The 22,100-nt window shown below is 61.1% G+C and carries 16 protein-coding genes; 11 read left to right on the forward strand and 5 right to left on the reverse strand.

The features are described 5' to 3' along the window. The first annotated feature begins 28 nt into the window (after positions 1-28). The 9 genes from I6F33_RS32750 (at position 29) to I6F33_RS32785 (ending at position 13,501) form a co-directional block, all read left to right on the forward strand. Positions 29-538: a hypothetical protein gene (locus tag I6F33_RS32750; RefSeq protein ID WP_225145267.1), complete on the forward strand. Its 510-nt coding sequence runs from the start codon at positions 29-31 to the stop codon at positions 536-538. A 124-nt stretch (positions 539-662) separates the two neighbouring features. Then, positions 663-998 (forward strand): DUF6538 domain-containing protein, encoded by a 336-nt coding sequence (locus I6F33_RS38675; protein ID WP_369418192.1) that lies wholly within the window; start codon positions 663-665, stop codon positions 996-998. Positions 999-1,276: 278 nt separating this feature from the next. Then, positions 1,277-2,380 (forward strand): glycosyltransferase family 1 protein, encoded by a 1,104-nt coding sequence (locus I6F33_RS32755; protein ID WP_225145320.1) that lies wholly within the window; start codon positions 1,277-1,279, stop codon positions 2,378-2,380. A 253-nt stretch (positions 2,381-2,633) separates the two neighbouring features. Then, on the forward strand, positions 2,634-3,773 hold the full coding sequence (locus tag I6F33_RS32760; protein WP_225145268.1) for a glycosyltransferase: 1,140 nt from the start codon (positions 2,634-2,636) through the stop codon (positions 3,771-3,773). Next, the gene (locus tag I6F33_RS32765; RefSeq protein ID WP_225145269.1) at positions 3,773-5,113 is read left to right on the forward strand and encodes a hypothetical protein; all 1,341 of its coding nucleotides are present in this window, start codon (positions 3,773-3,775) and stop codon (positions 5,111-5,113) included. Before I6F33_RS32760 ends, I6F33_RS32765 begins: the two co-directional genes overlap by 1 nt. A gap of 30 nt (positions 5,114-5,143) precedes the next feature. Beyond that, a complete protein-coding gene (locus I6F33_RS32770) occupies positions 5,144-6,412 on the forward strand; it encodes a glycosyltransferase family 4 protein (RefSeq protein ID WP_225145270.1) in 1,269 nt (422 codons plus the stop codon). Continuing rightward, on the forward strand, positions 6,409-7,800 hold the full coding sequence (locus I6F33_RS32775; protein WP_225145271.1) for a hypothetical protein: 1,392 nt from the start codon (positions 6,409-6,411) through the stop codon (positions 7,798-7,800). The genes I6F33_RS32770 and I6F33_RS32775 overlap by 4 nt, the downstream gene beginning before the upstream one ends. Before the next feature lie 417 nt (positions 7,801-8,217). Continuing rightward, positions 8,218-12,126, forward strand: coding sequence for an RHS repeat protein (locus tag I6F33_RS32780; RefSeq protein WP_225145272.1), 3,909 nt, complete (start codon positions 8,218-8,220; stop codon positions 12,124-12,126). Positions 12,127-12,376: 250 nt separating this feature from the next. Beyond that, positions 12,377-13,501, forward strand: coding sequence for an acyltransferase (locus tag I6F33_RS32785; RefSeq protein ID WP_225145273.1), 1,125 nt, complete (start codon positions 12,377-12,379; stop codon positions 13,499-13,501). 27 nt (positions 13,502-13,528) lie between these two features. On the opposite strand, the gene I6F33_RS32790 is transcribed toward I6F33_RS32785, so the two are convergent. After that, on the reverse strand, positions 13,529-14,995 hold the full coding sequence (locus I6F33_RS32790) for a lipopolysaccharide biosynthesis protein (RefSeq protein ID WP_225145274.1): 1,467 nt from the start codon (positions 14,993-14,995) through the stop codon (positions 13,529-13,531). 124 nt (positions 14,996-15,119) lie between these two features. Between I6F33_RS32790 and I6F33_RS32795 the strand changes: the two genes are divergently transcribed. Together I6F33_RS32795 and I6F33_RS32800 are read left to right on the forward strand one after the other, a co-directional pair. Then, positions 15,120-15,953, forward strand: coding sequence for a polysaccharide pyruvyl transferase family protein (locus tag I6F33_RS32795; protein ID WP_225145275.1), 834 nt, complete (start codon positions 15,120-15,122; stop codon positions 15,951-15,953). Position 15,954: 1 nt separating this feature from the next. Continuing rightward, entirely contained in the window at positions 15,955-17,070 is a 1,116-nt protein-coding gene (locus I6F33_RS32800) for a glycosyltransferase family 4 protein (RefSeq protein WP_225145276.1), read from the forward strand. A 17-nt stretch (positions 17,071-17,087) separates the two neighbouring features. On the opposite strand, the gene I6F33_RS32805 is transcribed toward I6F33_RS32800, so the two are convergent. Genes I6F33_RS32805 through I6F33_RS32820 form a run of 4 tightly spaced genes read right to left on the reverse strand, consistent with a single transcriptional unit; the run spans position 17,088 to position 21,848 of the window. Beyond that, positions 17,088-18,179, reverse strand: coding sequence for an acyltransferase (locus tag I6F33_RS32805; protein ID WP_225145321.1), 1,092 nt, complete (start codon positions 18,177-18,179; stop codon positions 17,088-17,090). Beyond that, a complete protein-coding gene (locus tag I6F33_RS32810; RefSeq protein WP_225145277.1) occupies positions 18,176-19,282 on the reverse strand; it encodes an acyltransferase in 1,107 nt (368 codons plus the stop codon). The genes I6F33_RS32805 and I6F33_RS32810 overlap by 4 nt, the downstream gene beginning before the upstream one ends. A 9-nt stretch (positions 19,283-19,291) precedes the next feature. After that, a complete protein-coding gene (locus I6F33_RS32815) occupies positions 19,292-20,629 on the reverse strand; it encodes a hypothetical protein (protein WP_225145278.1) in 1,338 nt (445 codons plus the stop codon). A gap of 7 nt (positions 20,630-20,636) precedes the next feature. After that, complete coding sequence (locus I6F33_RS32820; RefSeq protein ID WP_225145279.1) at positions 20,637-21,848, reverse strand: acyltransferase; 1,212 nt, start codon at positions 21,846-21,848, stop codon at positions 20,637-20,639. Between the last annotated feature and the right edge of the window lie 252 nt (positions 21,849-22,100).

Below are 22,100 nucleotides of genomic sequence, written 5' to 3' on the forward strand. Positions count from 1 at the left end.
ATGGGCAATTCAGCAGGAGATTCTTGCCGTGACAAACGATGAGGAAAAGCCGACTACCTTCAGGGTCGTGAGCGAAAACTCTGATCGCGACATCGAAATCCTTCATGCAAAACAGCAAGCCCTGAGTCACTTGGCCGATCTTGCTGCGGCAGTGCTGAGGACGCTAGCTGGAAGCGGATCGGCCGCACCGATCATGCCAATCGTTTTGAGGCTGGTCAGTGCCCAGAGGAAGCTCGCGTCTTTGAGCGGATCTTTTCTTGCGGCTGAGGACGAGAAGCGAACACTCAGTCTTCCAGAAGTTGAACTGTCGCGAGGAAATTCGGAGCGCAACCGCGAGTTCGAATATGCGGCAGGCCTGGAGAAAATCGTGAATGGAGCGCTCCGCCGAGCAGCGCATCAAGTGCTGAAGGAACGCGAACATTTCGGCGGAAAGTACTCGACGTCAGTAATCGAAGAAGGAATCAAGCTCGTCGTGAGGTCGAGCGCAGGCCCGGAAAAACCGAAACGGAAACGAGGCAAGCCGACCGTGCGGCTTTAAAAGGCACCGCCAATTGACATCCATCCCCGCCAGCGTTCTGCCCCAGACACGGGACGAGTTCCCGCACAGCCGGACGTTGATGAGCTGGTGCCCTCACCAGGCGCTCCACGAAAAGATTCAGGACATGGGCAGACATCGAAAGAGCGCTTCCGATCCCGACCGTTTTCTCCTTTGCCTCAAGGCCAACTATTATTATCGGCGCCGGGTGCCGACAGAGCTTCGAGATGTCGACGTACGAGGACACACGGTTAAGCTATCCCTGAAGACCAGCGACATCGCCCTGGCTCGAATCCTTCGAGATCTATTTGAGAGGGCTGATGACGAGCTGTGGGGCTCGCTGATGAGCGGGGACGATGCACGGTCCGCTCGTCATCGGCACAAAGTAGCCATTCAGCGGGCCAAAGCCGTCGGCTTCCTCTACAACACGGCCTTGGCGAGACGTACAAATCCGCCGGAATAAGTTGAGCGGCTTAGCCGCTCAAAGGGCGATTGAAGGAAGGGGCCGGAGGGCGACCCTAGTAATCCGCTGATGCAGCTAGGAATATGAGTCGGAACCAAATCAAACTTCAGGCGTCCGCAAGCCCAAAATATGAATGGGTCTCAGGCACGAGAAACGGACTGTCATATTTCCGTGCCGATGCGCTGCTTTGTACCGGCCATAGCCTGGCCCGATCCGCGCACAGCTAGGACAATATGACGATACAGACTTCAAGAAGCTCTCCAACGAACAGCACTCATCTGAAGATCTCCATCAACGGCCGCTTTCTGTCGCAAAAGCTCACAGGCGTGCAGCGCTATGCCGCCGAAATGGTCAAAGCGATGGACGGGCTGCTCGCGTCGGAACAGACTCCGGCTTCGCTGCGCAACGCGGACTGGCAATTGCTCAAGCCTGCGGATGCAAGCGAGGAACTTCACCTCGACCGGATCAAGATTCGGGCTGTCGGCCGTTTGCATGGGCACGCGTGGGATCAAATCGATCTCGCCCGCGCCGCCGCCGGAGGCCGCTTGATCAGCCTGGCCAATTCCGGGCCCGTCCTCCATCGCGACCACATTGTCGTGATTCACGATGCCCAGGTCTTTCGCAGGCCCGACTTCTTCAACTGGCGCTATCTGACCGTCCATCGCACGATGGGGCGGATGCTCGCCCGGCACGCAAGCATCGCAACGGTGTCGGGATTTTCGCGCAAGGAACTTGCAGGCGTGCTGAATCTCTCGCCATCGCGCATTCCGGTCTTCCCCAACAGTGCCGAACACTTTGCGGCCACGAAGCCCGATCCCGGCATTCTCGCCCGGCTCGGCGTTCGGCCGCAGAAGTTCTTCCTCTTCGTGGGCTCGAAAACCAAGAACAAGAATCTGGCCGTCGCGATCCGCGCCATCCAGCTGCTCGATCGGCCCGACGTTCCGCTGGTCATCGTCGGCGGCGACAACAGCAAGGTCTTTCAGGACAATTCTGGCGAAGGGGTCTCCGGCCTGCTGCAGGCCGGCCGTCTGACCGACAGCGAGATTGCAGCTCTCTATGCACACGCATCGGCCTTCGTGTTTCCCTCGCTCTACGAGGGGTTCGGCGTGCCCCCACTCGAAGCCATGATCTTCGGCTGCCCGGTGATTGCCTCGACGGCCGACGCCGTCGTGGAGACGTGCGGCGACGCGGCTGCATATTTTGGCGCCACGGATGCCGAAGCGCTGAAGCAGCTCATGCTCGAAAGACTGGCAATCGGCGCAATCTCGGACCAGGAACGCAGGCGGCAACAGGATCGGCTTGCACTCTATTCATGGAAGAAATCGGCGAAGGCGCTGCTCGATCACCTCGCAGCGCCGGCGAACGTCGCCAGCGCTGCGTGAAACACGGCGCGGTTCGCCTATTGCGCGCAATGGTTTCTGCACAAACGATTTGCAACTCGCGCCTCTCAACACGGTTCCATGAAACTTCTTCTTCGTTCTTGCGATGATCGGAAGCGCGAGCGCCTTGGCGCAACATGACCACATCGCTGCCCCAATATCGCTACGTATTCGAGGAACTGTGTTTCGCACTAGCGAACACAGAACAGGGATACAGATGTCCGGCTCTCCAACGCGGCCCTATGCAAGGCAGACGATGAAAGTGCTGCACATCGCCGAAACGATCCGTGGCGGGATCGCGAGCTATCTGAACGAGTTGCATCCTCAGCAGCAGGCCAGCTTCGGTGCCGAGAACGTGCATTATGTCGTGCCGTCGGATCATCGGGGCGACCTCGGCGCGATCGATGACAACCAGATCACGACATTCGAGCGATCCGGACGCAGCGTCGCCGGCCTATTCCAGATGTTGCGTGCAAGCATGCAAGCGCTGGATGCCTTCAGACCGGACGTGGTGCACCTGCATTCGTCCCTTGCGGGGCTCGTGCTCCGGCCCGCGCTGGCGGCCCGCTCGGGCGGACCGCGCGTCGTCTATTGTCCGCACGGCTGGGCATTTTCGCGCGAGACCGGCCGCTTCAGTCATTTGCTGACGAAGGCGGTGGAGAACCTGCTTGCGCGCACGTCAGACCGAATCATCTGCATCTCCGGCGACGAGTATAGCGAGGCGGTGCGCGCGGGAATTCCCGCCGACCGCCTCACCGTGGTCCACAACGGCATCTCGAAGAGCCGCACGCCGCAGCCCGTCGCGGCTGACTGGACCTCCAAGAAGGTCAAGGTCCTTTTCATCGGACGCCTGGACCGGCAGAAGGGGTTCGATCTGCTGATCGAAGCGGCACGCGCGCTCGAGGATGTGCTGGACGTCCGCATGATCGGCGCCTCCGTCGTCAACAAGTACGAAGGTCCGACCGTCCCGTCCAACGTGTCCCTGCTGGGATGGCTCGACCGCCCGACCATCGAGACCCAGCTCGAGGCCGCCGACCTCGTCGTGATCCCGTCACGTTGGGAAGCCTTTGGCCTCGTTGCGCTCGAAGCGATGCGGGCGGCCAAACCCATCCTTGCGTTCCGTAGCGGAGCTTTGCCCGAGATCGTCGTCGATGGCGTGACCGGCGTGCTTTGCGAACCCGTCGCGGTGCAGCCGCTCGTGGATGGCTTCCGGCGCGCACTCGATCTCGATCTCAAGGTGCTGGGGCAGCGCGGCTACGACCGGTTCAAGCAGTTTTATGACGTTCAGAAGACGCATGGACAATTGCAGCAGGTCTACGCCGATCTCCTCCAGGGCGAGCGGACGCCGGTCGAGGCGAAGGCGGGACTGCAGTCGGATCTCTCCAAGAATTTCTGATGGCTGCACCGCCCCCACGCACCTTGGTCCGCGACAGTCTCCGCCTCGCGAGCCTCATCGCATCCATCCTCCTGCCGGTCTCGGTCTGCGCACAGCAGGCGCAACCGCTCGATGCCCGATTCCTGCTGGGGGTCGGCACGCATCAGGGGCTGGGCGGCCCGGTGAGCGCGCGCGGATACGTGCCTTCGGAAAACGTCGCCCAGATCAAGCAACTCGGTCTCAATTCCTTTCGCGATGATTTTCCCTGGTCCGAGTTCGAGGTTGGGGGACGCCGGATGGGCTTCACACCCCGACTTGGCAGGCTCGAAGCGCAGGTCAGGTCCGGCGTCGCACGTCCGCTGCTGATCCTCGCCTTCGGCCACCATCTCGTTCCGAATTCCTCGCCGCCGACGACTGATGAGGCGCGGCAGCGGTTCGCCGACTATGCGGCAGCGGCGGCGCAATCCGTCGTAGCGCAGCATCCCCTGTTCGAGCTCTGGAACGAGTGGAACCTGGCGGCAAAGAAAGACGCCGCGTTCTCGCCGGAGAATTATCTGGCGCTGGCGCAAGTCGCGCGCCCGGCGGTCAAGCGCGCCGCGCCGAATGCGCCGTTTCTGGTCGGCGCCCTCGGCGATGATCTGGGCTGGACATGGACGGAGAAGATGCTGCGGACGGGCATTCTGCAGTATGCCGACGGCGCTTCGATCCATCTCTACAATTTCTGCATGGGCCCGAGCAAACGGACTTCGGCCGAGATCATCGAGCGACTCACGGCGTTTCACCGGCTCGTCGGCCAAGCCAGCGGAAACCCCGACTTCCCGATCTATGTCACCGAGACGGGTTGGACCACCGCGGCCACCAACAAGTGCGGCGTCAGCGAGCAGGCCCAGGCTGACAACAGTGCGCAGCTCATCCTGTGGGCGTCGACCGCGACGCGCTGGCTCAAAGGCATGTGGTTCTACGAGCTCAAGGACAGCGGGCAGAATCCATCGGACCTGGAGCACAATTTCGGGCTCTACCGTTTCGACAATTCGCCGAAGCCCGTCGCCTGCGCGGTCCAGGGCGCCTGGGCTTTCATCCGCTCCAGCCTGAGCGCCGAGAAGCGCGAGCTCGCCAACGGCGTCGTGTCGATCAATGCAACAACGACGTCCGGCGGCAGAGTTGCGGTCTGGTCCGAGACTCCCGACCGGCGTTACGAGGTCCGGATCAAGGGCGATCAGGACGGCGTAACGTTTGCGATGCCGTGCGACTCGGCCGCAAGACCCGCGTCCGGTGCCTGGATTCCGGTTTCGAGCACACCGGTTCTCATTGCAGCGAGCAACGGTGCCATTCCCGCCCTGGAGATAAGGCCGGCGCGGTAAGCGCGATTTTGCAAGACATGAGGTTAGGTGATGAAAGTTCTTTTGACGTCCACGCTTTATCCGACGCCTCAGGCCCCGAAGATCGTCGGCGGTGCAGAGATCTTCGCGCGGCGCTTCGCCGAAGGCCTGGTGCAGCGCGGAGATGAGGTCGAGGTGATCCGCAGCGCATCCGCGCCCGAGCAGGTTCGTGAAAGCTGCAACGGCATCAACGTCTATTCTGCGCCAGTGCGCAACTTCCATCTGCCCTTCTCGCTTCCGAAGAACATCGTAAAGCGCAGCATCTGGCATGCGGTCGACGACTGGCAGATGCAGGCGCCGCTGATCGCGGAACGCATCCGGGCCTTCAAGCCTGACGTGCTGCACTCCAACAATCTGTCGGGTCTCACCACCGCGATCTGGCGCGTTGCCGCCCAGCTCGGCGTGCCGGTGCTGCATACGCTTCACGACTATTATCTGACCTGCCCGCGCTGCTCGCGCTTCGACAAGGGGCGCTCCTGCGAGCACACCTGCACGAGCTGCGGAATCCTGACCTTTCATCGCAAGCGCGCGACGCATTGGCTGAGCGCGGTGGTCGGCGTGAGCGAGCGCGTGCTGTCGATTCACACCGACATGGGCATGTTCGCGGAGACGCCGATCCTAACCGTGATCCGCAACGCCTCGACCGAGCCGCCGCGCGAGCCCTACCCTCGCCCGGTCTGCACCACGGAAGTGACGTTCGGGTTCATCGGCCGGCTCACCGAGGAGAAGGGCATCGACAATTTGATGCATGCTCTGGCCATGCTGCCCCCCAACCGCATCCGGATGATGATCGCCGGCCGGGTCAGCGAGGAGGAGCAGCGCCGCCTAAAGGCCATCGCGCCGCATGCGCGCATCGAGTTCATGGGCTTCGTGGCGCCGGACGATTTCTACAGGCAGGTCGACGTGGTGGTCGCGCCATCGATCTGGCACGACCCCGGTCCACTCGTCGTCGCAGATGCCAAGGCGGCCGGCAGGCCGCTGCTCGGAACGCGCTTCGGCGGCATGCCCGAGGTGATCGAGCACGGCGTGACCGGCTGGCTGACCGAAGCCGATCCGCAATCCCTGGCCGACAGCATGCTCGCAGTCGCCTCTGATCCGCACAAGATCGACGAGATCAGCCGGCGCCTGATCGCCGATACCAACAAGTGGATATTTGCCGACGTGCTGTCATCCTACAAGAATCTGTATGAGCAATTGCGCGAGCAGCGAATGTCGCGCGTGCGCGCAGCAACGACTGACGCGCCCCGGGCCGTCGGCAAGGAGCGCCTCATTCCGAGATGACACGCCTCTTCGCGATGGCGGGCTACCTCTATCAGAGCGCCGCGGCGATCATCCTGATCTTCGCGATCAGCCATCTGTTGCCCGCCGCCGACTACACCAATTTCTCGCTGGCACTGGCCTCAAGCCAGTTGCTCTGCGTCCTGATGTTCGAGTGGCTGCAGCTCGCCGGATTGCGTTTTCTGGCAGCAGCCGGGGAGAACGAGGCGGCGCGGCTGAGATGGTCGCTCTTTGCCGCAGGCCTGTCGAGTGCGGGCGCGCTCGTCGTGGTCGGCAGCTGCGCATCTCTGGCCAGCGTGCTCCCGGCCGGGATCATCGCGCTCGGCCTCGGCATCTCCGTGCTGCAGGGCCTGACCGATCTCTATTTGCTGTCGGTCCGCCTGTCCGACCGGCTGGGTGTCGCCTCCTCTCTTCTGGCGTTTCGCGCCACCGCTCTTCTGACCGGAGCTGCCGCGGGAGCGGCGATTTGGGGAACGGCGGAAGCGGCGCTGCTCGGCGTCAGTGCGGGCCACGCCCTGGGCCTGCTCGCGGGGCTCGTGGCCTATCGCACTCCGCTGGAGCGCGTTCCGCTGCGGACGATGCTGGCCGACTGGAGGGATTTCTCCCGCTACGGCATGCTGGCGGCGGGGGCGTCCGTCATCCATCTGTCGGTGCCGGTGCTGCTTCGCTTCATCATCATAGGCCGGCTGGGCGCGACGGGCGCCGGCGCCGGATTTTCGATCGCGCTCGACCTGCTGCAACGCCCGTTCTGGGTCCTCAATGCAGCGATCCACACCGTCAGCTATCCCGATGTCGTGAAGGATTTCGAGCACGGAACCGTCGTGAAGTCAGTGCAATCGACGCGGCGGATGTTCGAGTTCATGGTCTGCACGACTCTCGTGCTGCTCGGCGGTCTCATCGGCTTCATTCCGGATGCAGCCCGTATCCTGGTGCCGCGGGAGAGCCTGGACGGCTTTTTGACGACGGCACCCGTTGTCGCCGTCTTCTATTTCCTGCACACGCATCTCCAGGCAACCGTCGCGGTCGTTCCGCACCTGGAGAAGCTCGCAACGAGGCTCGTGGCCGTCGCGACCGGCCAGCTCGCGATCGTCGCTGCCGTCGCGCTGGCCGCCGCATGGGCCGGCCTGTCGCCGCGACAGGCGGTCGGCTGCGCCTGCCTCGCCACGCTCGTGACGATCGTGGCCGCGCTCGGCCCCACGCTGCGGTTCGAGGCATTCCCGCGCTGGTCCCTGGTCGCGCAGGCGGTCGCGGCCGCGGTGCTGATCGGATCGCTCGGCGCGATGCCGACCGAGCCCGCGGCGTGGCTCGCCGGCAAGATCGTGATCGCCGCGCTCGCAACGGCGATCGTCGGATGGCGCGGCGACTTTTTGATGCTGGCCCGCCGCAGCTAATTCGCCGCACTCATCGCTTGCCTGTTCCTGGGTGGAACCGTCAACCTTTCGAGAAGCGGCGGGGCCATCATCCGTGAAAATACGGACACAACCAGTACGATAAATACAATCAACTTACGCGTCCATGAAAGCGGCATGGCTGCCGGCTCGCTGTGCAAATCCGATGATCTCGCACCTCATGCGCATACATTCAGCAACGCAGATCGCGAAAATCTTGAAAGCGCCTTCCTGACGCCACGCTGCACAGGCATCGCATCAACATTCTGCTGCGAGTCGAGTCGATCTGTTCCTACGCAAGGAACCGCGTTTCCCTCGCGATTTGTAGCTTCCATTTTTATCTGAAATTCACACTCGACAGAGAAGGTTGAACGCAAATCCCTGCGAGCAATTTCGTTCGCGCTGAAATTCGAGTGAGCAATGTCCGATCAAACCATCCTGTCCGCCAGCGGCTTCATCAACTCCATCGGCGTCAACACGCATGCCGGCTTCGGGTGGACCGGCTACAACAATCTCGCGATGATGGTCGACGACCTCAAGTATCTCGGCGTCACCCATCTCCGCGACGCGATGGGAACCAGCCCCGCTGCGCAGCCGGTGGTCGAGGGTCTTGCCGCCGCCGGTTACAAGTTCGACTTCCTGGTCTCCTCCGCCCTGCCGCAGACGGGGACGGCGGGACTTGAGAAATACATCGCCTCGCTGGAGAAGTTCGCGACGACCCACGCGGGCAGCATCAGCGCCATCGAGGGGCTCAACGAGGCCAATCACCAGCCCTTCAGCTACAATGGCAGCTCGAGCCTCACTGCCGCGGCCCAGTTCCAGAGTGCGCTCTATCAGGCCGTCAATGCCAACGCGACGCTCGCCAGCATCCCCGTCTACAATCTGTCACTGGCCTACAACGACCCCCAGGGCTACAGCCAGCTCGGCAACATGTCGGGCTCGGTCGACTATGCCAACGCCCACGCTTATGTCAGCACCGGCGTCAATCCGAGCAACTCCATTGCGGCGACGCTGAGCGCCGTCATGGCCGCGGCTCCGGGAAAGCCTGTCGTCATCACGGAAACCGGCTACACCACGCAAAACAACACCCAGTATCTCGGCGCCAACGAGACGGTGCAGGCCAAATCGATCCTGAACACGCTTGTCGTCGCCTACAAGGCCGGCGTGAGTGCAACTTACCTCTACGAGCTGTTCGACCGCGACTCGTCTGCAGCCAACACCAATCCCGAAGCCAATTTCGGCCTGTTCAACTCCGACGGCACGCCCAAGCTCGCCGCGACGGCGATTCACAACCTGACGACCATTCTGGCCGACGACGGCAAGGGCGGCCTGCAGCCGACTGACCCATTGAACTACACGTTGAGCAACATGCCGGCCACCGGCAACAGCATGGTGCTCGGCAAGAGCAATGGCGCCTACGAACTCGTCGTCTGGGCCGAGCCGAAGCTCTGGAACGATGCCACCGATACCGAGCTGTCCAATGCGGCCCAGACGGTGACGGTGAACCTCGGCGCGGTCCATCATACCGTGAAGGTGTACGACACGCTGACCGGCACTACAGCGATCGCCAGCTACACCGACGTCAGCACCATCACCATTCCGGTCAGCGATCATCCTCTGATCATCGAGATCGACGCGCCCCCGACCACGCCGCCGGCGCCGGACACAAGGACCAGCGTCAGCGGGACGGCTGCAGAGATCGTGCCGCAACTGTCGGATCTGAGCGAATCGACGGCGCTGCAGACCATCACCCTGACCGACTCCCACGTCCTGCAGGTCGCCTCGAAGGCGACCATGGACTACATGATCGCCCACTACGGCAATGCGCTGTCCAAGATCCAGGGCGGATATTCGTTCTCGGTGACGAACTCGGCGGCGACCTGGACCAGCACGCGGGCTTACGATTCGACCGGAAAGCTGCTCTCGAAATCCGACACCGGCCTGAATTCAAGCGGGCAGCCGACCTCGACCACCGTCGTATACAGCGACGGCTCCAAGGACGTGATCAGCTACACCGGCGGCGTGCAGACGAAATTCGTTCATGTCGGAACCGACGCAACCCGGACAACAGACACCTACAACACGTCCGGCACCCTGCTGAGCGAAGTCGTCCAGAAGCCCGACGGCTATTATTCCACCACGCTCTACACGAACGGCGTGAAGACAGCCGCCTACGTCAAGAACGCGGACCGCTCGCAGGACAACTATACCTACAACATCACGGGCAAGAGCTTCACCACCCAGGTGCAGCATCTCGACGCTTCGGGGAAGGTCACTTCGGTGATCCGCAGCCATGCCGACGGCTCGCTGGACTCGACCCAGGTCTACAATAGTGACGGCAGCAGCGTGATCACGTTGTACAGCGCCACGGGAGTGAAACTGGTCGAGACCGCCTACCATGCCGATCGCAGCAAGGATGTCTGGACGTACAACATCAAGGGCCAGAACTATACGACCCAGCACGACGTCTACGATTCGACCGGATTCCTCACGACCCTGACGCGCCTGCATGCCGACGGCAGCCTGGCCTTCGAGCTGATGCAGACCGCCGACGGCACCAAGACGACCAACTGGTACAATGCCGCCGGCAGCCTCACCAGCGAGGTGGTCCAAAAGGCCGACGGCTTCGCCTCGACAACCCTCTACAGCAACGGCGTCAAGACAAAAGTTTACATCAAGAACGCCGACGGTAGTCTGGACAACTATGCCTATGGCATCACCGGCCAGAGCTACACCACGCTGATCCAGCACATCGATCCGTCCGGCAAGGTCACGTCCGTCACCCGCAAGCACGCGGACGGCACGCTCGACTATACCCAGGTCGTCAACAACGACGGGAGCAGCGTCGTCACCATCTATGACTCGACGGGAGTACGGACGAAACAATCCGAGTACCACGCTGATGGCAGCAAGGATGTCTTCCTCTACAACATCACCGGCCAGAACTACACGACCGAACACAATGTCTACGATGCAACCGGCTTCCTCACGACGCTGATCCGGAAGCACGCGGACGGCAGCATGGCGTTCAAGCTGGTGCAGAGCAAGGACGGAACCAAGACAACGGACTGGTACGATGCCAAGGGAGTCCTCACCAGCGAGGTGATCACGAAGGCCGACGGTTACAGCTCGACAACGGTCTATACCAACGGCCTGAAAACTGCGGCCTACATCACCAATGCCGACCTGAGCCAAGACAATTACACCTACAACATCACCGGCCAGAGCTATGCCACGCAGCACCAGCATCTCGATCCGACCGGCAAGACGACGGAGGTGACCCGCTGGCACGCCGACGGCACGCTCGACTACACCCAGGTCGTCGGCAGCGACGGTGGCAGCGTCGTGACCAATTACGACGCTTCAGGCGTCAAGAAGACACAAACCGACTATCACTCCGACGGCTCGAGGGATGTCTATCTCTTCAACGTCATCGGTCAGAACTACACGAAAGAGCACGATACCTACGATACCACCGGTTTCCTTACGCACATCGTGCGGACCCACGCCGACGACAGCCTGGCATTCACCCTTGTGCAGAGCGCCGACGGCACCAAGACCTCGGGCTGGTATGACGCCAACGGAATCATCACCAGCGAGGTGACGACCAAGAGCGACGGCTACAGTTCCACCACGGTCTACACCGGCGGGATCAAGACCGCTGCCTATATCAAGAACGCCGACGGCACGTCGGACAACTGGAACTACAACATCACCGGCCAGTCCTACACGACGCAGCACCAGCACCTCGATGCCTCGGGCAAAATCGTTGAGATCACAAGGACCCACGCCGACGGCACTCTGGACTATACCCAGGTCATCAACAATGACGGCAGCAAGCTGACCGACATCTATGACAGTGCCGGCATCAAGACCCAGGAGATCGCCAGTCACGCCGACGGCTCGAGGGACGTCTTCCTGTTCAACTTCAACGGACAGGCCGGCGTCACGCAGCACGAGAACTACAACACCGCCAAGGCGCTCCAGTTCATCGACCAGACCAAGTCCGATGGCACCCACAACGTCACGGCCGTCGCCAGCGGCGTGACGATCCAGGGCGGGGCCGGCAATGACGTGTTCTCGGCGGCGCCGAACTCGACGACCATCGCGTACGACCACGGCCAGGACCAGATCCTCAACTTCCAGGCCGGCAGCGGGACGACGCACGACACGATCGCGATCTCGAAACTGCTGGCGGAGGACTACAGCCACCTCCAGATCACGCAGTCCGGCACGAACGCGCTCATCACGTTCTCGGCCACCGACTCGATTCTGCTGAAGAACGTCTACGTCTCCAGCCTGACCAGCCACGACTTCGTGTTCGTCTAAGCACGGCGAAATCTGCCCAAACGGGCGCCAACGTCGCTGGGGGCCGGGACCATGTCCCGGCCCCTGATCGCTCGTTGGTCGGGCGCCTGCCTCATCGATGAGCGAAGGGCTCTCTGCCATCTGCAATTGGATGAGCCCCATGAATTCGGAGGGATGGTCGGATTGTGCCGCATCGGCCGCCGCGCTTGCGAACTTGCGTCACAATTCGTCTCTAGAAAAGCGACGAACCGTGCAAGGAAACCGAGCCCCGATGGAAGCCAGTGAAGCAAGACGTTTTGTCGTTCTCGACTTCTACCGCTTCGTCGCCGCGCTCGGGGTCTTCATCTTCCACCTGAAGCTGATCGACAAGGGCATCTCGCCGGCCTGGAACGGGTCCTATGGCCTGTTCGTGGACATGTTCTTCATCCTGTCCGGCTTCGTGATCTCCTATTCCTATCCTTCAAGCTCGACCGGCCTGCGCTCCTATACGCGCTTCCTCGTTAGGCGGATCGCGCGCATCTACCCCTTGCATCTGCTCACATTGTTGATATTCGCGGGCCTTGCCCTCATGGGCATATCCGGTCCGACCTCGCACGCGAGCTGGACGGATTTCATTCAGAACCTGTTCCTCGTGCAAGCATGGGGCATCACAGATCATCTCAGCTTCAACTCGCCGGCTTGGTCCATCAGCGCCGAGCTGTTCTGTTACCTATTATTCCCATTGTTCATGCTGCTGGCCGGGAGGATCTCGCCGCTGATGCTCGCGATCATCGTCGCGCTCTCTTACGGAATCCTTGCCCATGCTCACCTGCCGATCTGGCAGGAACGCTCACAGATGTACGGGGCAACTTTCGATTTCGGGATGTTACGGGCGCTTCCGAGCTTCCTGAACGGAATTCTCCTGACTGTCCTGTTCAGGCTCTCGAGCGACTATCGCAAGAAGCCGGTCGCATTCGCCGGAATAGCGCTGTTTGCCGTCTCGATCCTGGTCCTCAACTTCTTTGCGAAGCCCGACCTTGCAATCATACTGTTCTCTCTCGCAATCCTCGTCACAGCCATTGGAGAAAGCGCCTTCGCGCGGTTTCCCGGCTCCGACTGGCTTGGCCGCCTCGGCAATACGTCTTATGCGATCTACATGGTTCACGAAGTGCTGCTGATCCTGCTTTTCAAGCCGGCCTGGCACTATTTCGGACTTCAACCGAGTGTGTTTCCAATGTTTGCATTGGTCTGCTGCATCGTTCTGACAGTCGTTGCCGACGTGACATATCGCTATGTCGAAGATCCCGCTAGAAGATTGATCAACCGGCTTGCGCCTGGCGGGGCAAGATCAGCCCGCGTCCCGAAGTCCGAGCCGCTCGGTCTTGCCGAGGCCAGACAGGCAGCCAACGCAAGCTAGCTGGTGCGTGCAGGCCGGATCTTGCGGCTAGGTCCTCGACGATCGCCGCACACGACCCCAGATTTCCTGGCATATCCGCACCACGGCCGGCCGGGCGACCGCCATGACGACGGCAAGATAGACCGAAGAACCAAGCAGCACGAGCGCGGCGAGACGCAGCCATGGCGACATGGCCGGCATGGTAATGGAGGCGGCAACCACCGCGCATGCCATCACTGCGGAGCCCGCAAGTGCGGGCATCAGCGCCGCAGCATAGGGCCTAATGCCGAGCGACAAGATCCGCATCGAGGCTCCGGCGGATAGCGGATACAGCAACAGGGCGCGAACGACGTAGCCGACAGCGATCGCGACAAGGCCGAACGGCGCAGCGACGATGAAGATCGCTATGTTCGAAACCGCGTATATCAGCGTCAGCCAAGTCTGCCAGTGCGGTTTGCCGAATGCCAGGATCACAGAGTGATTGTAGAGGCCGATCGTCGTCAAAAACCCGGTGATCGACATGATCGCGAGTAGAGGGGCGGCCTCACCCCACTTGGATCCGAAGAAACCGACGATGAGATCCGGCGCCAGAGCCGCTATGCCCGCGAAAAGCGGGGCCGTCAGCAGTGACGTGTACTTGACGAAGTCGACCAGCGTCGAACGCGATGCTTCCCGGTCATGCTGGAGGCCGGCGATGGTCGAGAAGAACACGCGGTTCAACGCATTCCCGATCACGGTACTCACGGCGTTGACCAGGCGCTTGGCAAGGCTGTAGAAGCCCGCGCCGGCGGCGCCGGTATACCAAGTGACGAAAATCAGATCGGAATTGGCATTGGCAAAGTTCGTGATTCCCGTCAGCGCCACGTAGCGCGCATAGCTCAGGAGATCGATGACAGCCTGCCGGCTGACCCGGAGCCGAGGGCGCCAGGGCGTCAAGACCCAAAGGCTGACCAGCGAGATCAACGAAGTCGAGACGAGTTGTCCGACCAGCGCAAGGACCCCGTACCCCTGTATCGCCAGCGCGATCCCTACGGCTCCGCCAACCGAGATTGAAGAAATCGAACGGATGGCGAGGGATCGAAAGAGTTGATTGCGCGTCAGCCAGGCTTCGTGCGTCCGTGACAGGCCTTGCACGGCCACCACGATGCAAAATCCTTTGAGAACGATGGCAAGATCCGAAAGACCGGAGAATCGTTCGATGGCGTCACTCGAGGCGAACAGTGCGAGTGCTGCAAACAAGGAGAGGCCCGCGATGAGCCAAAACGAGGCAGTGTAATCCTCATCCTTCGGATCCGGACGCGCTTGGACGGCAATCGCGATGCTCTCGATCAGGACTGCCCGGCAGAACTCGAGCGCCAGCGCACCCGTTGCCACGATGCCGAGAATCTGCGGCGACAGCAGCCGCGCCATGATCATGTAGATTGCGAGCGTGAGCGCCTGCCCGACCGCGGAATCGAGCGCCGACCAAATGACGCCCGAAACGATCGAGCGCGGCTTGATAATCTCGTGGCGCAATTGGAAGCCTGTCACAATTCGGGGTTAGGTCGACATTCGTCGACGAGCCATTGGCTGCTATGGTCCAATAGTCGCCTTGTTTACGAGGACACTACGGCAAGAAAGCAGCTACATCCGAGGCAGCATGAATTTTCGAGGCAATCTACGACGGCTGATCAACGAGGTCGGTTGCGACTTTATTCATCAACTGCCTTATCCGCACGTGGACTTGTTCTTCTGGCGTCCCGACGACGGAACGATCAATTTCGGCGATCATCTTTCGATCGTCGTCGTTGACCAGCTCGTGCGGCAATTCGGCTATACGCTCGCCGATGAGGTGCCGCGGCAAGCGCGCTTGTTCGCGATCGGCTCCGTGCTCCATTACGCGCGAAATGGCGATGTGATCTGGGGAAGCGGCGTAAACGGACGCCCCGGCCAAGGCGACCTCAACCACCGCGTGCAGCATTTGGACGTGCGAGCCGTGCGCGGCCCCCGTACCCGGGAGGTTCTGCAGCGCCGGGGCATCGCGGTTCCCGAAGTGTTCGGAGACCCGGCGTTGCTGCTTCCTCAGCTGTTTCCAAATCGTTTTCGCCCTACTGCCAAGAAGCCGTGGGTGTTTGTTCCGAATTTGCACGATTTGAACATCGTCGACCCTGCCGCCGATACGGTGGTCTCACCGCTGGGATCCTGGAACCGGCGAATTGACGCCATTCTCGAAGCGGAACTGGTTCTGGCCAGCTCGCTCCACGGCATCATCGTCGCCGAGGCATTCGGGATACCGGCTCGATACGTACGGCTGAGCAGCGGAGAGGCTGAGTTCAAGTATCATGACTATTATGAGGGCACCGGCCGGTTCGCCGTCGAGTTTGCGACGAGTATTGACGAAGGTCGCGAGATGGGGGGAGCTGCGCGCCTCAACTTTGATCATCGTGCCTTGATGAATGCATTCCCGATCGACCTCTGGAGCGGAAAGAACTAACATGGCCAAGCGCCTCCGCGTGGCCATCTACGCGCCGCATTTTGCGGAATATTCCTACCGCCTCGCATCGGGATTGGCGCATCATTGCGACGTTCGGCTTGTGCTCAACCGCAAAGACGCGAACCAGCAATGGGAGCTTGCCGATATCGCCGTGACGGCGCCGTTCGAGACACGAATTCGCGACCTCAGCCTGCGGCGCGGCGGCGCAATCGGCATCCCTGCCTCGTTCATCGACATAATTTCCTTTCGCCCGGACGTGATCCATTGTCACGAAGTTCCGGAGATCTACACGTCCAAGCTGATTCAGCTCCTGCGTCCGCTCGGCATTCCCCTGGTGCTGACCGTTCACGATGCTATCCCGCACTCGGAGGGCGGCTCCGGCACCTCGCCCCGTGAAGATGCCTGGCGCGGGCGCATGCGTGCGGCCGCCTCGATCGTCACGACGCACGGCGAGAGCTGCATTGCCGATTTTCATCGCGCCTCGCCCGACTTCAAGGGTGAGACGGTTTCCAGCATGCACGGCGTGCTGATGGTTCCGCCGGACAAAAGCTCGTTCACCGAGCCCGAACCCGGACGCATCCTGTTTTTTGGACGGATGTGGGCTTACAAGGGCCTCGACGTCTTCATCGACGCGATCGATATGTTGGCCCAGCGCGGTGTCGCGCATGAAGCGATCGTCGCCGGGCGCGGCCCCGAGATGACACGGCTCGGCGCCCGGATGGAGGCAATGCCGACGGTCAAGACCATCAATGCCTACATTTCGCCTGCGGATACCGGACGTCTATTTCAATCTGCTACAGTGGTTGCCTTGCCCTACAAGGATGCATCACAAAGCGGAGTGCTCGCATCCGCCTATGGGAATGCGCGTCCCGTCGTCGCCAGCGCCACCGGTGGCATTCCCGACGTCGTGACGGACGGCGTCAATGGTCTCCTGGTTCCTCCCGGCGATGCCACTGCGCTCGCCGATGCACTCGAGTGCGTACTGACGTCGAATTCACTCGCCGCAACGTTGGCTGACGGCGCGCGGCAGACCGCGGCCGGCCCCCTGAACTGGGACCACATTGCCGAACGGTTGCTTGGATCCTATCACAAGGTCGCCGGTCGTACCGTGAAGTGAGCGCGACACGCGCTCTCTCATGCCGATTGCCCCACCTTCAGCGGTCGGAAGAACGTGCTGCGGAACGCGCCGTCCAGCAAGCGCCTCAGCCGGACTTCGATCAGTTCATAGCTGATCGCACTTGCAGCCAGTGACATCACCAGCCCGAGTCCGATGAAAGCCGCCCATAGCAGCCAGCGGTCGACGCCGGCGGCAACCAGCTTCAGGCCAATCACCTGCAAGGGGAAGAGCACGAAGGGGTGCACGAGATAGAGGCTGTAACTGATCTTGCCGATGTATTGAAGCGCCGGCGTGCTCAGGGCCTTCCCGAGGCCTGATTCCGGGGCGAGCACCATGGCGAACAGCAGAAATCCGGGAATGAGGCCTACGAACGGATGAAACAGCACCAGGCTCGCATACAGCGCGGCCCCGCAGACGAGCCCTGCGACCAGACCGAGCCGTCCGGGAATGGAAATGCGAAATCCCGTCGCGCTGAACAGCATCCCAATGCAAAAGAACGCGGTGATCGGCCAGCGCATCAGACAGGCCACGCCCAGCAGGATGAGAGGCGCCGCCAACAGCCTGCCCCCAGCGCGCCACATCGAGAATGTCAGCGCAAACCAGATGTAGAATGCCCACTCATAGGTCAACGTCCACGCATTCTGCTGGGCAATGGGCAACCCGAGCGCGTCCTGCACGAAGAACAGGTTGGCCGCAAAGATCCCGAGATAGCTGGTGAGATCGATCCCGCGGAAGAATTTGTAGGCCACGATCGGCCCGATCGCGAACAGCGCAAGGTGCAGCACCACGAACACCGGCATGATGCGCAGGATACGGTCGAAGAAGAACCGCGACAGCGAACCGTGGCGTATCAGACTGGCCGGGATCAGGAATCCGCTGATCATGAAGAACAGCTCGACGCCGTGCCCGCCGACATTGATCACCGATTGCAGCCAGGACCAGAGCGGCGGCAGGAAGCCGGGATTCGGGATGTCGTACATCCCGCCCTTCGGCATATCGTAGAAATGGTCCATCAGCACGCTCAGCGCCGCGATGGCGCGCAGGCCCTGGACCGACGGAAGGAACGATCCATCATAGGCGGCGCCCGGCTGGTGAGGTGCCTTGATCACTCTGCGGCACCCTGGGTACTGAGCACTGGCTCGAGGACGACAGGCTTTCTTCGCGCGGAGCGGAATCTTTGCCCGAAGGAAATGCTGGGCTTCTCGATAAACGTGTATGTCATCCAACTGACGAGGATCGACAATGCCAGGATGACGGCCAGGAAGATCGACCATCCGAGGGGTCCGTCGCCGAACCATACCAGGCGATGGACGTAGACAATCACGAACGGCGACATCAGATAGACCGAATAGCTGATCACGCCGACGAATGCCATCGGGCGCCAGGCCATCCGTTCGCCGAACACGGCAAAGCCGATGAAGACAAGCGCCGCGCAGATATAGGCCGATCCGATCGAATAACTGTAGAAGAAATTCTCGTGATACACGCCGCCGAACCGGCGGTCGGACAGGGTGGCGGCGAAGACCGCATACAGAAGCGTGCAGACGGTCACATGCGTCCAACGCAGCTTGCCACCAATGACGGTGTCGCGGATGATCTTGCCCAGGAACATCGCCGAGAGGTTCAAGCCGACCTCCATCACCGAGGAGACCGCCCTGCTCTCAACGAAAAGTGCAGCTGTGGTTCCCACCAGCGCGGCGGCAACGACGATGGTCACCGCCGTGAAGCGCCGGTTGAGCAGCCCCATCGCAAAGAGAATGGTGCATCCGACGTAGAACAAGAGCTCGATCGCCAGCGTCCAATAGAACACCCAGAGATTCGGGACGTTCACGAAAGTCTGCAACATCGTCACGTTAGCGGCGATCTGCCCCAGCGGAAAACTCTTCGAATCCAGCAGCTGCACCGACACGAGCCCGACAACGATCGAAGTCCAATAAGCCGGATAGAGCCGGAAGAAGCGGCTGATCGTAAAATCGCGCACAGGCGTGGCGCTGTCCGGGAAGCTGAACGGAATGACGAAGCCGCTCACGAAGAAGAACAACACGACGCCGAACCGGCCAAAGTTCATGTAGTAGCCGAATATGTCGTGGAGGGGCCCGTAATAGACACCCGTCGGGTGCTTTTCCAGGATGACCTCGAATACGTGCTGGACCAGGACGGCCAGCACGGCAATGCCGCGCAGTGTGTCGATGAATGCGAGCCGTTTATGCATTGTTCGTTCTCACCTGCTTCCGCTCGCCGCCGGTACATCCGGGCGGAAGCCTTCTAATGACGGCATCGGTGGCCGCATGATGATTGGCACGGCGTCGCCTGCCCGCGCGAAGGTCGCACGCCGCGAGAACACCTCGCTGAAGCTCAACGCGATGATCAGCAGGCCGGACGCCGGACCGTAATTCAGGACTGTTATGGTGAACAAATTGACGACGAAGATCAGCGTCAGCTTGTAGACGTCGGTCGTGCCGAACGTCGCCCGGAATACCATCACCATGAATGCGACGAACGGGAGTCCGAACATCAGATACGTGCCGATGTAGAAATTGTCGACGGGAACCCAGAAGGGGGCGAGCGGCGAGAACAGCTTCTGCGGATAGTTGAAGCAGCCCACGCCGCAGCCGGTCACGAGACCAACGGGCATGAGCTGGCTCAGATAGACGAACGGCAGTTGCCAGCTGTTGTTGATGCGGTCGACGATGCTGAACAGGGTCGTGTGCGGCACCGCGGCGGTACCCGAAGCAAGCACGATCATGAAGAACGGCACCAGGATCGCGGCAAACGACCACAACGCAATGTTCCGTATCGCGGGGAAGCGCGACTTCTCCGGCAGCATCCGCACGAATACCAGCAGGATCAAGTAGAGCACGAGGACGATCATGGTCGTCTTGCTGGTCGTCAGACGGATGATGTAGACCGCAAGAGAGCCGTACAGAAGGCACCAAATCGTGCTCTTACGGATCGACGTAATTGCGAAGGACACGAGTATGAAGAAGGCCGCCATGGTACTCTCGGCAGCAAAGCCCGTGAGACGCTGATCGTCACCGCCATAGGCCCACCATAAGCGACCCGCCTCACGAACGGCGCCGAAGGACTCATATTTGTATCCGACCCAAGGCATGAAGTAGAATTTCGTCAGCAGCACGCCGATCAGCGAGAGGTAGAACGTCGCGGCGATGACCGACAGCAACTTCTTGTAGGAGCCCAGACTGGTGTCGCAGAAACAAAATCCGACGAACACCGGCAGCATCATCTTAAACGACGACATCGCCGCGTTGACCGTCCCCAGCATGAAGTAGCCGAGCACCAGCGACAGCATGATCTGCACGAGGACAACTGCAGCCATGATGCTGCGATTGCGCAAGATGCAATGCACGATGAACTGGACCAGGCACAGAAGCGCAATGCCATCCGGCACGAACCAAAGCGCGTCCAAATGCATGATGCTGGTGTAGTACCGCATCATACCGCCGAAGGCATCCCGGACCAGATAGGCTGCGAGCGCGATCGCCTCGATATTGAGGCTGATCAGCATCATCCTGCGGGGTTGCAGCGCGAAGGTGCTCATGCGCGGCTCAGTTGCTCAGCCGCGCCGATCGGGCGGGGGATGGCGCAAAATCCGGGGGGCTTCCGAATGCATTTCGCAGGAGCCTGCCGCCGGGAATTTCGACGTAGAGATAGGTGAGGTGCGAAACCGCCAGCACGGCGGCCAGTGAAACAACCAGATTCAGCGTCGCCGGCAGGCCTGCCCAGATCGAATCCAGGGCGGCGATTCGCCCCGCCCCGACGCCCCGCACGAAATACTCGGCCAGCAGCACCACGAGCGCGTGCACCATATAGATCGAGTACGAACGACGCCCCAACCAGATCAGCGGCTTGGCCACCAGGATCCGCGGCACCAACAGCGCATCCGGAAAGGCCAGCAGGCTGCCGAGGAAGATCGCGAACATCACTGGCGCGAGGAAGGTCGCGGCAGGATTGGCCTCCGCCAGGGACACCAGGACGATGCTCGCGATCATGGCGACGAATTGCAATGCGCCCTGCGCGGCAGGCCCCGGCTTGGCCGGCAGGCGATCGACGATCCTCACCATCAAGACGCCCAGGAAAAAGCCGACGAAGCAGCGTAGCAAGCCGAAATCCGTCTGAAGCTCGATGCTCTTCTTTTCGAGCACGAAGATGATGAAGACGAGACTTCCGACCGCGAGCAGCCCGGAGAGGACATAGAACCACGGCAGCGAGCGCATGCGCAGGGCAATGAGAACGATCAGACCAAACACCAGGTAGGTGTAGAACTCAACGCTGATGCTCCAGCTCGGCGCATTCCAGCTGAGATAGTCGATGAACCCCATCGAGTGGAGAAGCAGGACGTTGAGGCCGAAGGAATAGGCATTGTTCACTTCGAACGCCGCAGGCGCGGCGACGACCACCCCCGCCATGACCAGGCCGATCCGCAGCAGGCGAAAGACGAGGTTTGCCAGCAGCATGACGATATGCAGCGGGTAGACTCGCGCCAGGCGCCGTACCATAAATTCGCGCAGCGAGAAGCGCGTGAAGTCGTTCTCGACATAGCTGAGCGCCATGACCATTCCGCTGAGAACGAAGAACAGATCGACCAGCAGCCATGCACTCCTGAAGAAGGAGCAGTTGATCCAGGCGTTGTGCGGGAATGCCGCGAGAAAGGTCGGCATCAGCAGCAGATGGTGGATCACCACGGAAGTCGCAGCGATCCCCCGGATGCTGTCGAGCGGCAGGACGTGCGCCTTCTCACGATGAACCAACTCCGTCACATCAACATTCCGTAGCTGTTGCACCGCAGCAGTGTGTATCAGGTCTCAACGCGTGATCAATCTCTGCAATCACGGAGCCGCATTCGATGCATGACGACCGACAATAATTTCAAAGCTTGCAGATCATTCGGACATGCGAGCGCCAAGTTCATGCCACTTTTCATCCGATGCGCGCCTGCTTCGGCGCGCAAGCCGATCCGGATGTGATGATTGCGAGTATTTGCGCGCAAAGTGTGCGCGAAATTCGGCACT

Source organism: Bradyrhizobium sp. BRP20 (genome assembly GCF_020194215.1).
GTDB classification, from domain to species: domain Bacteria; phylum Pseudomonadota; class Alphaproteobacteria; order Rhizobiales; family Xanthobacteraceae; genus Bradyrhizobium; species Bradyrhizobium yuanmingense.

Coding starts and splice junctions, on each gene's coding strand:
- I6F33_RS32795 (WP_225145275.1), top strand. CDS start 15,120: ATGAATTTTCGAGGCAATCTACGACGGCTGATCAACGAGGTCGGTTGC.
- I6F33_RS32785 (WP_225145273.1), top strand. CDS start 12,377: ATGGAAGCCAGTGAAGCAAGACGTTTTGTCGTTCTCGACTTCTACCGC.
- I6F33_RS32770 (WP_225145270.1), top strand. CDS start 5,144: ATGAAAGTTCTTTTGACGTCCACGCTTTATCCGACGCCTCAGGCCCCG.
- I6F33_RS32815 (WP_225145278.1), bottom strand. CDS start 20,629: ATGAGCACCTTCGCGCTGCAACCCCGCAGGATGATGCTGATCAGCCTC.
- I6F33_RS32780 (WP_225145272.1), top strand. CDS start 8,218: ATGTCCGATCAAACCATCCTGTCCGCCAGCGGCTTCATCAACTCCATC.
- I6F33_RS32775 (WP_225145271.1), top strand. CDS start 6,409: ATGACACGCCTCTTCGCGATGGCGGGCTACCTCTATCAGAGCGCCGCG.
- I6F33_RS32765 (WP_225145269.1), top strand. CDS start 3,773: ATGGCTGCACCGCCCCCACGCACCTTGGTCCGCGACAGTCTCCGCCTC.
- I6F33_RS32760 (WP_225145268.1), top strand. CDS start 2,634: ATGAAAGTGCTGCACATCGCCGAAACGATCCGTGGCGGGATCGCGAGC.
- I6F33_RS32810 (WP_225145277.1), bottom strand. CDS start 19,282: ATGCATAAACGGCTCGCATTCATCGACACACTGCGCGGCATTGCCGTG.
- I6F33_RS32800 (WP_225145276.1), top strand. CDS start 15,955: ATGGCCAAGCGCCTCCGCGTGGCCATCTACGCGCCGCATTTTGCGGAA.
- I6F33_RS38675 (WP_369418192.1), top strand. CDS start 663: ATGGGCAGACATCGAAAGAGCGCTTCCGATCCCGACCGTTTTCTCCTT.